Annotated in this window: 7 protein-coding genes; all 7 read left to right on the forward strand. The window is 50.0% G+C overall.

The annotated features are described in order from the left end of the window. Positions 1 to 15: 15 nt before the first annotated feature. The 7 genes from ACSHX2_RS10960 to ACSHX2_RS10990 all read left to right on the forward strand — a co-directional run bounded on the left by ACSHX2_RS10960 (position 16) and on the right by ACSHX2_RS10990 (position 12608). Positions 16 to 2970, forward strand: coding sequence for an acetylxylan esterase (locus ACSHX2_RS10960; RefSeq protein ID WP_435692990.1), 2955 nt, complete (start codon positions 16 to 18; stop codon positions 2968 to 2970). Positions 2971 to 3121: 151 nt separating this feature from the next. Further along, positions 3122 to 3841, forward strand: a complete 720-nt coding sequence (locus ACSHX2_RS10965) for a hypothetical protein (RefSeq protein ID WP_435692991.1) — start codon at positions 3122 to 3124, stop codon at positions 3839 to 3841. Between the two features lie 101 nt (positions 3842 to 3942). Then, positions 3943 to 4665 (forward strand): hypothetical protein, encoded by a 723-nt coding sequence (locus ACSHX2_RS10970; RefSeq protein WP_435692992.1) that lies wholly within the window; start codon positions 3943 to 3945, stop codon positions 4663 to 4665. 182 nt (positions 4666 to 4847) lie between these two features. Beyond that, positions 4848 to 5444: an RNA polymerase sigma factor gene (locus ACSHX2_RS10975; RefSeq protein ID WP_435692993.1), complete on the forward strand. Its 597-nt coding sequence runs from the start codon at positions 4848 to 4850 to the stop codon at positions 5442 to 5444. Next, positions 5441 to 7495: a serine/threonine-protein kinase gene (locus tag ACSHX2_RS10980; RefSeq protein WP_435692994.1), complete on the forward strand. Its 2055-nt coding sequence runs from the start codon at positions 5441 to 5443 to the stop codon at positions 7493 to 7495. Before ACSHX2_RS10975 ends, ACSHX2_RS10980 begins: the two co-directional genes overlap by 4 nt. A 168-nt stretch (positions 7496 to 7663) precedes the next feature. Further along, on the forward strand, positions 7664 to 8335 hold the full coding sequence (locus ACSHX2_RS10985) for a hypothetical protein (RefSeq protein WP_435692995.1): 672 nt from the start codon (positions 7664 to 7666) through the stop codon (positions 8333 to 8335). A gap of 115 nt (positions 8336 to 8450) precedes the next feature. After that, positions 8451 to 12608 carry a sulfatase-like hydrolase/transferase gene (locus ACSHX2_RS10990; RefSeq protein ID WP_435692996.1) on the forward strand — a complete coding sequence of 1386 codons (4158 nt, stop codon included), beginning with the start codon at positions 8451 to 8453 and terminating at the stop codon, positions 12606 to 12608. Positions 12609 to 12757 lie beyond the last annotated feature (149 nt).

Below are 12757 nucleotides of genomic sequence, written 5' to 3' on the forward strand. Positions count from 1 at the left end.
CAAAACCGAAAACTCATGAATCTAAAGATAGCCTATAGCATTTGCATCGCCTTTTGCCTTTCACTCACGGCCAATGCGGACCACGCGAGTGACCGCGCCGCGATCGAGGGTCTGGCCAATCTGACGACAGCACCCACACTCTATGAAGTCGACGAGAGTAATGCTGCATTCCAATCATCAGAGACTGTCACGGACCTCGTTCCCTCAGAGACTGAGCAGACTCTGAAGAACATTTTCTTCGATTCCATCGACTATAATGGCAACCCCACTCGAGTGTACGCTTGGGTCGGCATGCCGAAATGGCAAGCAGGTGACGCACCTTTACCTGCCGTCGTCCTCGTTCACGGTGGCTCTGGCATGGCCTATTCCACTTGGGTAGATTTATGGGCCGAGCGCGGCTATGTCGCCATCGCTATCGATACCGAAGGCGCGGCCAACACAACCAGCCGACACAACAAGGGCGGGCCTCGTAGATCAGGAGTATTCAACGAGGCAAATGTGGATATAGGAAATCAATTCATGTACCACGCCACCGCGGGATCCATTCTTGCGAATTCGCTCATGCGGAGTCTCACCTTTGTCGACGAAACTAAAGTCGGTATCCACGGAGTTTCTTGGGGCGGCGTCATTACCTCCACGGTGATCGGAGTCGACACCCGTTTCGCATTTGCCATCCCGACTTACGGCTGTGGTCACATGTGGGATGGCATTGGGAAATGGCAAGAAGCGATCAATAATGCCGGCGGGACTGACTATTATAAAAATGTCTGGGATCCGATGCTTTACCTCGAAAACGCGACCATGCCGATCATGTGGTTGACCTGGCTCAACGACAGCACCTTCAATCTGGATTGCCAAGCCAACAGCTACAACCAAGCACCCGGCACCCGGATGGTTAGTATGATACAGGGGATGAAACACTCCCATGCGTTTACATGGAGACGAGCGGACTCTTATGATTTCGCGGATAGTATTGTCGGGAATAATGCAGGATCTGTTGGAGTGAGTGCGAACAATCCATGGTGTGTGCAAAAGAGTCTCAGCCTTGTTGGCGATCAAGTCACGGTGTCATTTGAATCCACCAGACCGCTGACTAGCGCCACGCTCTATCACAGTAATGAGATGGGCGATAGTAAGGCATTTTCGTGGACAACTGTGACGCTGACTGACTTTGCAGAAACGTCTACTGGTTCTGGAATCTGGCAGGGAACTGCGACCTTGCCATCGGATGTAACGGCATGGTTTGTGAACGTGACAGCTGACACCTCGATCTTCGAGACCAACTACTTACCGGGAGAAACCAATTATGTAACAGAGACCGTCTTTGTTAGTTCACGACTAGAAGAACGCGTGATTATCCAGCAACCGAGCCTCGTCGCTATGGAGCTAGCATCAGCTGACACTAGCGCGACTGCCAGCGTCAGTGTCGATTTCACCGCGATCCATAACCTAGAGATTACCTCCGTGGAATTTATCAATCCATCTCACCCCGGCGCATTTTCCACTACGGAGGAATTCACCTTCGGGCTCGTCACTGGCGCAGCATTTGATGTCACTTTCAACAACAGCATCGCCGGGCTCACATCTGGAGAAAGTGCCAGCACGACCCTACGCCTGACATGGGTCGCCCTTGATAACGTCACTACCGACACCATTGACATCCCTCTCTCCGCCACAGTTTCCAGCGACCAAAGCTCGGCATTCACTTGGGACGGCGGCGGCTCTAAATCCAGATGGTCCACCGCGGGTAACTGGCTCGGAGACTCAGCTCCGCCAACCGACTCTACTATCGAGGTAGTCCTTGCTGACGCTGGCTCAAGAACCTCCTCTAACACCTATAACGATTATGAGCTTAGCAGCTTGAGTTTCGACGAATCAATTGACGAAGCTTTCACTATCAATGTTTTCAGATCGAGCGCTTACGTAAGAACACTCACAATGGATAACAATGGGAGCAGCGCATCGATCACAGTCGAAGCTGGCGCAGAAGGTGATTGTTTGATTGATGATTATGACACCGCCGGATCACTCATTCTTAATGACCATTTAAACATCGTCCATCACGGTTCAGGCTCTTTGGTTTTCGATCTAACAATCAGCCAAGAAGACGGTGAGTCCAATGGAATTACTAAATCCGGCACAGGCGCAGTAATCTTCTCTGGGCTAAATACCTATACAGGCGACACCATTGTAGAAGCTGGTTCACTGACACTGGAACCAGACGCATCACTTAGCTTCATTCCAACTACTAATGGTATTTGTAACCAGATCGCAGGCGTCACCGCAGGTTCTGGGATAGTCAACCTCAATGGGCATATCCACCTCAACTTAGAAAATGCAAACTCATCGCCAGGAAATTCCTGGTTACTCGTAGGCGAGACCGATCTCACGGCGAACTACAGCGAGAGTACTTTTAGCGTCAACAGCAGCTTGGGAGCTTTTTCTAACAATGAGGGAATCTGGACTCTAGAATCCGGAGTTTCTCTTTGGACTTTCTCTGAATCCACCGGCTCTCTGGAAGTTACAACGATAGCCGCAGCCGCCTATAATGATTGGGCAACAAGTTCTTTCACTCACCTATTTACCGATACCGATTCTTCGGTTGATTTCGACAACGACGGGCTCAGTAACTTCCTCGAATTTGTTTTCGGAGGAGACCCGACCATAAGTGAAGAAGGTATTGCTCCTGTGGTGAGTGAATCCAATACGGGTTTTCAAGTCAGCTTCCGCAGATCCGACATTTTCAAACAATCTCCAACCGCCAGTATAGCAGTCGAGGTCTCAGGCGACCTTAGTTTCAGTTCGCCCGAATATAACATCGTGATTGGCAACTCAACCGAGAGCGGCCCCATTGAGCCTCTAGGAGCCTCTTATACAGTGGAAAACAGCGATGGACTTGATTCTATCACAGCCACCATCCCCATGGCATCTACGCTCAAGAATTTCGTCCGTCTCTCTATCACCCAGTAAGTCTATACGACGAAGCGGCACCTAACACCTAAATCGGTTAGGTGCTTCTGGATCTATTTACGCATATAGAGTCTCCATCCTACTTAAGCTTTGCTATGCCCAGTCATAACAGCATAAAGTCTATAGAATCATTCAAAAATCTACCATACCCATGACAAAGCTCCCCTATCTAGTACTCTTATGTTCAGCCATCCCATTTTCAGCCATCAGCGCTGACATTTTAGCGGGTTACGATTTCGCCGAGAACGCGGAAGTGAGCAAAGAGGCGTCAGGTATCAACGCAAGCCCTATTGCTGGGATCGGAGGCTTTAAAAATGGCAAGATTTCCAACATTGGCGACACTACGGGAACCGCAGCCAGTGGCATTCGCTTCGGTTCGACAGACAAAGGAAGTTGGGGAGATAGTAATGAGGGAATGCTAGCAGAAAATATTGGTGGAGCTATTGCAGGAAAAAACTACATTAGCTTTACGCTAAAAGCTGGTGTCCCTGGGACTCTGAAGCTTGGTAAGCTTTCATTCAAAACCTCGCGTGCCGGCGATAAAGCTGCTTGTCACTACAATGTCCTAGCTAAACCTAACGGTGCTGGTCGATGGAAACCTGGCCACACTTTGACCTCGGATCAAATGACTGAAGTGCATCAAGCGGGCACGTCTTGGCACCCGACTACCGTCGATCTCAGTACGAAACCTAGCCTACAAAATATCAATTTTGTCGAGTTCCGCATCTATTTCTGGGGTGGCAAAGGCAACGCCGGCAACTCGCGAATTAATATTGATAACATCGTGGTGGAAGGATCAGCGGCAGAACCTACAAGCTTCGGCCTGATTAGTATCGGTGAAACAAGTCTCATTTTACGTGACGAAAAATAGCTAGGCTACAACACCACAGCTACTAACAACCTTGTTAGATTCGCAGCTTTACAAGACTTAGAGTATCCACTAACAAGATACTCTAACAAATTTTTAGCTGTATGCGGATCATCACAACATTCTTGATTACAAACCTCGTTACCTACGCTCTACCTGTATTTGCAGGAATCCCTCTAGGCGAAACAGTCGGTATCGATTTTGACAGCTCTAACCACGGAGGGAAATCTCCCGCGAAAAGCCTCATTTTTAATCATTTTGACGACGGCAAGGGCATAATAAATGGTGATACACTCAGCTACTCCAAGCCTCTGATCACTACCGAATCTAAGCAGCTCACAGGTGTAGGATTTAGCCTCACTAACAACACGGGCCAAGTGACCAATCGTGTAAACGAACAAGAAGGCTACGGTGGGTCTGGAGTATTCTCTGAGCCGAGTATTTATGCCGACCGTATTCTCTCCAATGACACCGCGAGTATGAAGCTGGATGAAAATGCACATTTTCTACTAACCTTCTCAGGACTAGACGATGATCTCAGCTACAACCTGTCAGGTGGTTATGACTGCGCTAATGACAACTTCGATTCCATCTGGTCTGCAGGCGACCAAAGCTTTAAATCCCTTGCGGGTAGTGGCTACGGCACTCTCACTGGACTCAGAACGGATGGTCGCGGCACTCTAGTGATCCGTGTTAAAAGAAATACCAAACACGTCACCATAGGCGGCCTTACTCTCACAGCCACCGTGACACCTTTTTTAAGCGACAAGCACTCAGCTCTCATGCATTTTGGCTCCACTTCTTTACTCCTGAATCAGTCACAGTGATCAGAGAACCACAAAAATTCTTTTAATCTGCATAAGTCCACTGGGTTCTTTTTTCTAGGGTCCTAGGCCATTTCCTCGCTCTAGCATCTCCTTCATCGCTTATAGGGCTTCGATCTCGCCCAAGATTTGATCCTTGTTCGCCAGTAGCAATCCATGCAATTTTTGATGAAGCCACATCTTGCATGACACGTACCTCCCAAAACACCCGCCACTCTTTATTGCGCCGAGCAATCGACCTCAATGATGAAGATGCGTGGAATGAACTGAGCAAACACTACGAGCGCTTTATCTATTACGTGCTTCATCAGCTCAATGTGAATCCGAGCGATATCGACGATGTTGCTCAGCAAACATTGATCGTTCTGATGCGCGATCTACCTAAGTATGAACGTGAGCGCGCGCGCTTCCGCACTTGGCTCAAGCAAGTCATCCGCAGCACAGCTCTCATGCATTTCCGGCAGCGTGACAACCAGCAACTGAAGGTCGAAAAATTTGCGCAAAACATGATCACTAGCGACAGTGAACAGGCGCCAGACCTCGACCAGTTCATTGAAGACGAATGGGAAACCTATGTGACTAATGTGGCGATGAACCGAGTCAAAAAAGGCTATCGAGGTCAAGCGATTGAGGTCTTTGAGCTCGGACTCCAGGGGCTTTCCGCAGAAGAAGTCGCCAAGCGTACGGGGCTCACCCTTTCCTCTGTCTATACTCTGCGCAAACGGGTAAAGCGCAGCCTTTATTTGGAAGTACAAGCGGTAATCAAAGAGCTTGAAGGATGACACCTGACCCCACTCATCAATCGAGCTATTACCAACCTGACAAGCGGCTCAAACAGATCTACCAACAAGTCGACAACCTTGATGAGGAAGTCCTCGAGGCACTCTGTCCCAGCTTTAATGAACTCGTCAGCATAGAAGAGCGCTACACCAATTTACACCTGATCGGCAAAGGTGCTCTCAAGGAAGTCTATCGCTGCCATGACGAAATGACCCAGCGCTTCGTCGCCCTAGCACTGCCGCGCGCTGAACACGGACCGGAATTTTTCGATGAATTCATCCACGAATCCTGGCTCGTTTCCTCCTTAAATCATCCGAACATCATCAATGTGCATGATGCGGGTACCTTTGCTGAGGGCCGCCCCTTTTTCACCATGGATCTAAAGGGAAACTCGACTCTCGCTGACGCTGTCGAGCGCACTACTTCACACCAAATCCTACTCGAAATCTTTCTCAAAATTTGTGACGCCCTCGCCTACGCGCATGCTCAGGGAGTGATTCATCGTGATATCAAACCCGAAAATATCCAGTGCGATAGTTACGGGCAAGTACTGGTGTGCGACTGGGGGCTTGGAAAATTTGTCCATCAAAGGGGCTCAGACCATACTCACGGCGCCACGAAGCTCTTCGAAGCCCGCCACGTCACATCGATTGGCCAAATTAAAGGGACCCTCGGCTACATGGCTCCCGAACAAATTCAAGGCTCCGCAAATTGTGACCAGCGCAGTGATATTTTCTCACTCGGCTGCCTGCTCCACTTCATGCTTACAGGCGTGGCTCCATTCACCGGAACTGAGCAAGAGATATTAAAGCAAACTATGGTTCTCGGCCGCAAGTCACCACGCAAAGAGTTTCCCCAGAAAAATATACCCAAGGCGCTCGACGCGATCATTCTCAAGACCATTTCCTACAACCCAGCGGATCGTTACCAGTCGGTAACCGAGCTCAAGTCAGACATCTACCTACACTTACTCGGCCACAGCACCGGCGCTGAGCGTCCAAATATCTTCAGACGTGCACTCCTCTTCACCAAGCGCAACAAGGCACCAGTTAGCATCGCAGCTTCAGCCCTTGCCGTCATCGGGCTCTGTACACTTTGGTACCTTCAAAGTCTGGACAAAAAAGAACAAGAAACCTTCCAAGCCCGCGAACACAGCCTACAGCTCAGCAGCGAGGTCGATGAACTCACAGCGGAGTACGAGGCCCTCTTCAACCAAACTGAAGAACCCAGACGCAAGCAGGCCAAGCAGCTTCTGCTGCAAGCCATGGATAAAAAAAGAAAATCAGTCTTCACAAAACCCGTGGTCCCCTTCCGTAACGTCAATGAGTTGATTGATCGTTCTCTCACGCTCGATCCAGATTCGAAAGAAGCTCAATTCCAGCACTTCAGTATTCACTGTATCATGCTGGACTTTAAAAATGCCTTAAAGCATCCGGTTGAACTCGACCATCAAAGAGCGGGATACATGGACTATGTAAAAGCCTTCCCAGAATTTAACTTCAGCGAAACTAAGCGTCCAAGCGTCGAGCAGCTCGCACATTTTATCCGTGAGGCTAGAAATATAGACGATAAGCATGGGCCACTAATGCTGGCTATCCTCGCCTATGATCATGAAGCAAGAACTGACAAAACCCATTACGCAGGGGTCATCGGAGCTGCTTTAGAATTTCTTAGCCAAAAATCGCACAAGCTAAGTACCAGTTACCTACCAAAAAGTGACCAGCTCACGATCTCTTCTGAGAAAGAATTCACTACATCCAATTTAGGCAAGCTACCTACAGCACATATTCTACGCTATCTACAAGTGGATGGGCTTGTCCTCAAAATCGACGATTCCTTCCACTTGAATCACCTCGATAACACCTCCATCAAGCGACTCGATCTCTCGCATTGCAGCGACCCAGTCATGAATAAGCAAATCATGATTCGCAAGCTCGAGGAAATCATCATCAACAACAGCCAAAAGAACGTGAAATGGCGGCAACGCATCCTCACTTCATCCAGTCTAGACGAAATAAAAATCACCGTGCGTGAACCAAGCGCTAAGCTTTAGTCGTTGAGATAGCTCTATCATTATTATAGCGGTGCCCCTAATGGCATTCTATCTCACTTGATGAGAAACATTACCTGAAAGTGTCCCAGTTGTGACACTGACCTGCACAAGCTGAAGTAGAGGGGAAACCAACCTTCCCTCACTTCATCCTTCATCCAGCGGGTCACTATGATTCTCAAAACACTTGTTCTCTACATTATCAGCATAAGCATCACCACGTATTCCGTGGCTGAAGACATGGTGATAGGTTCAGCCATTGGAATCGACTTCAGCAGTGAAGGTGGAGATACAACACACTGGAACACCCTCAATAAGTCCAAAGGACGTACGCGTTCCTTAATCAGCACCTCAGGCCAGCAGCTTAATGCCATCGAATTTTCTTGGGAATTCGATTCTAAACATACTTTCAACACTGACGGCTCGGAAGACAGCTCAGAAATAGCAAATCAACCAGCATTCCCAGCCAGTGCACTAGGTGACTGGTTCGGCACAGCAAAAGAAGGTTCCATTACGCTCACCTTTTCCAATCTAGATGACTCTCTATCCTACGAGCTCATCATTGGAGCCGCCAATGACGCGGACAACAACCATGCCGACACCACCTGGTCCGTCAATAATGGCACTCCTCAAACGACTGATGCGAGCCAAGGAGAGAAGGCCTACGCCACCTTCAGTAAGCTCAGCACCCGAGACGACGGCACCATCATCATTCATGCTAGCTCAGATGCGTTCACCATGGTCTCGGCTCTCCAGCTAAAGGCTATCTCTCGCACAAAACCAAAGGCCCACGCCCTTATTCAGATTGGCGGCCAAACCCTCATCCTCAATGAGGCTAAATAATCGCCCCTTCTCTGAAATAAGCCACTCCAAGTATGCATGACTCTACGGAGATCGAGTTCACTCTACATCTCCGAGCCTCTACATCTCCAACTTTTTTAAATCAATATAATCTAAGATGAACCCTTACTTTCGTCACCTCACTTTCACCTGCCTCGCCCTTGCGGCACAGGCCAATGCTACTATTTCAGGCGGCGACATCATCGGTGTCGATTTCGGTAGCACGACCAACAACGACAACTACAATCAATACGCTTTCAACGCTGGAAGCATCTCGCTCTCAAACACCAGCGGCTCTGCTCTCAGTGGAGTAAGCTTCGAAGCAACCGGTCTCGCGGTCAATGGATCCAACCGTGAGATCGGAAATTCAGGCCTGACAACAGGAAACGATGTCTGGGGCGACTACGCCTATAGCAATGTGGCCAACCAATCGGTAACGCTGACCTTCACCGGTCTGGACGATGCACTAAGCTACGTATTCTTTGGCGGACAAGATCGTGACACTGGCGCTGAAAACTTTGATGCCACTTATTCTCTAAGCACCGGCACCACGACTGAATCCAGTAGCTTCATCTCAGATGCCACCATCGACCAAGGTTACGGAACGATTTCAGAAATCACTCCCACTGGCGGCGTGATCACGATCACCATCACCCCTATCGATGACAATGATGGCAACGAGTGGGTTGGTATTGCAGTCGCTGAGCTCCGCGCGGAGGGCGAGACAATCGCCCCTCCTGAGACTGCGGATATCGATGTTGGAACGGTCATCGGTGTCGACTTCAGCAGCTCAAGTGACGCTACGACCCATTGGAATACATTAACCAGTGTCAATGCCGACATCAGCGCAGGATCACTAACCGACACCAATGGCTCCAAACTCAACTACATTTCTCTCAACACCTCAGGAGCAGCTGGAGAAGGAAACCCCACAGCCTCTTCGCCTACATACACATCCATACCAGCGACGGCCCAGACCGATTGGTGGTATGAGTCAGGCGCCTCGTCTGAATTGACCTTCGAATTCAACGGCTTAGATGATGGTCTAATCTACGAATTAGTCATTGGTGCCTACCGCCCCTCTGCCTCTGGAGATCAAATAGAAAACGGAAACACCGGCTGGAATGTTAATGGTTCCAGCCTCGAGACCGATCTACTCGATGCCGCCGATTCTTATGTCACCTTCTCGAATTTAAGCTCCGTAAATGGAGTGCTCACCATCCAATCCGAAAGCATTAATAGCAATGATGTGAGTGTCGTCTCGGCTCTGCAATTGACTGCCACCGGCGGCACACCAGTTGGTCCACCTCCCCCACTAGGCCCACCAGCCCTTCAGGCTGGAGTCGCTCTGAATTTTGACCCACAATACGCTACCGGCAGTGCCGCGCTCTATGACCTTGATGGCTCAACACTGGGTGGCACCTGGACGACTAGCCTCTCCGGCGACAGCCAATTTGAAGAGACTTCCCGTGGCTATGCCTACGTCTTCGATTCCGAAAATGCCGAGGGTGACTCTATCGAACTGACCCTCGACGAAGCACTCGAGTTTGAAAGCAGTGAAATCGCGATCCATCTCCAAATGCTGGCCACCAATGCATCGGCCTCAGGCGACAACGAAGCCACTCTTATTGGCTATGACGGTGACAATGAAATCTTCCGCGTGAAGTACACCTCACACACAGACAGTTCACAGAACAATATCTCACTCACCACCGCGCTTGGTGAAGAGAGCGTGGGAGCTACACCATTGAAAGGGCTGTCGCCGCCAACACTTCCTTCAGGCCTTCAGGATTTCTACCTCACACTCTATGACGGACAAGTCAGCATCAATGGTTCAAGCCTGCTGACACAGAGTGGCCAAGTGATGAACGCAGCTACGAGCTTGTCACGCCTGCGCTGGGAAATCACTGGCACCAACACTGCGGAGCAAGGCCTCTGGCTAGACGACCTCATCATCTGGGATACTCCACCTTCATCTCCCCGAGCTCCAACCGAGCGCCCCAATGTCATTTTCATCTTAATGGACGACATGGGTTACAGCGATGTCAGTGCCTATGGCGCTCAAGATGTAGACACACCAAATATTGATGCACTAGCGCACGGTGGGCTTCAGTTCACCCACTTCCATTCTGGCGCCAATATTTGTTCCCCGGCTCGCGCGTCCTTCCTCACAGGAGCCTATCCTCAGCGAGCTGGCCTCCCCTACGGCATCAACGAAAACCGCGAATCCCACTGGTTTATGGGACTCAGTCCAAATGAAATCACCTTGGCTGAACAATTCCGTAAACAAAGCTACAAAACGCTGATGATCGGCAAATGGCACCTAGGTACTGAAGAGATCTTTTCTTACTACAATCAAGGATTCGACACCTACTACGGAGCTCCCTCAAATCTTGGGCACAACAAAGAATTCCTCGATGAAAGAGACTTCATTTTTAGCGTCAGCAATGACGCACAAGAAGCGCGCCTCACTTCTTTATACACCCAGCGCGCACGCGAATACATTCGTACCCATCGAGACCGCCCATTCTTCTTTTTCTATTCTCACCAATACCCCCACACTCCCTACACTGAAGGCAACGCATTTGACGGTGCTACCGGCAATGGCACCCGTGCCGATGTGCTGCGCGAAGTCGACTGGAGTATCGGTCAGATCGTCACTGAGCTGGAAGCCAATGGCATTCTAGAAAATACCATCCTCGTCTTCACCGCAGACAATGGAGCCACCGGCAACCAATACTGCCTTCCTTTCCGTGGCACAAAATTTGTCACCTATGAAGGTGGCCACCGAGTCCCCTTTATCTTCTATTGGAAAGATCAGATTCAGACCCCTCGCTATGAAGACACACCCACAGTTTCGATGGATCTGTTCCCGACTTTGTCTGAAATCATCGGTGAGCCACTCCCTTCTGACCGCATCTATGACGGCGTGAGTTTAGTTCCCCTGTTCACTGACCAAACCATCTCTCGCGCCATCGACGAGCCCTTTTATTACTACAATGGAGAGAACCTCCAGGCAGTACGCAAAGGGCATTTGAAATTACATGTACCACGCGATTCGAACGAACGCCCCTTCTGGGACCAACAAGCAGCATCATCGATTTACCGTCTCTATGACCTCTCGCCGGATAGCGGCGCAGCCAACTCACTCGTTGGTAATGAAGCTGTAGATGAGAGTAATGCAGTCATTACCTTCACCGAACTTTCAGATGTGGCTCTAGACAACGCGTATCGTGAGGATATCGAAGAGCTACTCACCCTTGCTGAAGAGATTCGTCCCGTGCTTGGCGATTATATGCTCAGGGGCAGTGAACAACGTGAAACGGGTTCCTTATTCCCAGAGGTTCCTATTGTCCAAAATCTCACAGATTGGAACAGCCTACTCACCACTGAAGAACAAGGCCGGGGTCACACCTTGTTTGGCCAGGACAGTATCACGCTTGGCCAAAGCTACACTGCAGCCAGCTCTGTGGCTGGTGGCTGGCAATACCTCGAGTCCTCAGAAGCTTTAGGTGGAAATGAAGTGGTTCTCACCGCCGGGCAAACCGTCGACTCTCAGGCGAACTCAGGCTACATCGGAGCCGGCACCGCTGCCGTGCTAGGCGGCGCAGATACTGGAAGCTACGTCATCGACTCCACCAATACGGCCAATAACGCCGTCGCTGGCACCGACTTCCTCATCACTACGGATGCAGATGACGCACGTGATTTTGTGATCCTACGTTACACCATTTCCGCTGGTGACATCGCCATGGGTCATGTTCTCGCCAGCATCTCAGGAAGCTTCCGAGATCTAGTAGGCGGCACATCGGACAACTCCGTGAGTGCTCAGGTTTTCCACAATACCACTTCACTCTTCACCGCCACAGGTGCCTCAGGACAGCTAACTCAAGCGGATGGTGCTTTTGCTCTCAATGACGTAGCAGTCTCAGCGGGTGACACCCTCAGCTTTGTCGTCGGCAGCCAGGGTGACAGCACCGGAGATGAAGTGGCCTTGCGCGCCTCACTCTCATTTTCGGCCAGTGACCAGCCAGTTTGGGATCTCGGCCTCGCCGCCCAAACCACGGCAAACACCTCCAATGGCATCGTGACCTTAGACTTCTATGGCACACCGGGACTCGCCTATTCCATTGAAAAAACCACTGACCTCACGGACAGCTCCAGCTGGGAAGAAGTAGAGAATATCCCAGTCCTGCCAACTTCCCCCTACCAGCTGCATCTCGAAATGGATCCCTACAGTGACAAAGCTTTCTGGAGGGTCAACTGGCAGGAGTGATACCTCGCTTTGGCTCAAAACAAGTGACGCATTTTAGAAAAATAATAAAAAACTAATATTTTGTCCCAAACCACCGAATGGCCCGCACATCCCTAAATGCATAGTGAGCAATGTACAGCTCACCCACCAAACATGCATTTTAAAATTCA

Source organism: Rubritalea sp., from assembly GCF_051252225.1.
Lineage (GTDB): Bacteria > Verrucomicrobiota > Verrucomicrobiia > Verrucomicrobiales > Akkermansiaceae > Rubritalea.